The following is a 374-nucleotide window of genomic DNA, read 5'->3' on the forward strand; positions in this document are numbered from 1 at the left end:
TAAAAAAATCACCAAATTCTGCCTTTCAATATCGCTTGTCTAATGGGTGCGTTTAAACCTGTTTGCCTAAACCCGTCCACCTAAACCAGGGCGTTTTCTAATACGCTTTGGATGACCGCTTTCTCGATGCCTTTTCCGATAAAAACGAGCGATGTTTTTCTTGGCTCGCCTGCTTGCCATGGGCGGTCAAAATAACTGTCTAGACGCTTACCCACAGCCTGCAATACTTGTCTCATTGGCTTACCTGGCAAAGCTGCAAAACCTTTTACTCTGAAGATATTGAAGTCACTAACAACGTTTTGTATCGCTGCTTGAATTTTATCGCTATCGACTTCACCGATCTGAATCACAAACGAATCGAAATGGTCATGTGC

General features: G+C 43.3%; 1 protein-coding gene. It reads right to left on the reverse strand.

Features of this window, described 5'->3' with window-relative positions; genetic code table 11:
* Positions 1-80 precede the first annotated feature (80 nt).
* The coding region (locus tag A3735_RS09065) for a GTP-binding protein (protein WP_197485785.1) at positions 81-374 on the reverse strand (294 nt) is incomplete at its 5' end.

It is taken from the genome of Oleiphilus sp. HI0061 (assembly GCF_001635675.1).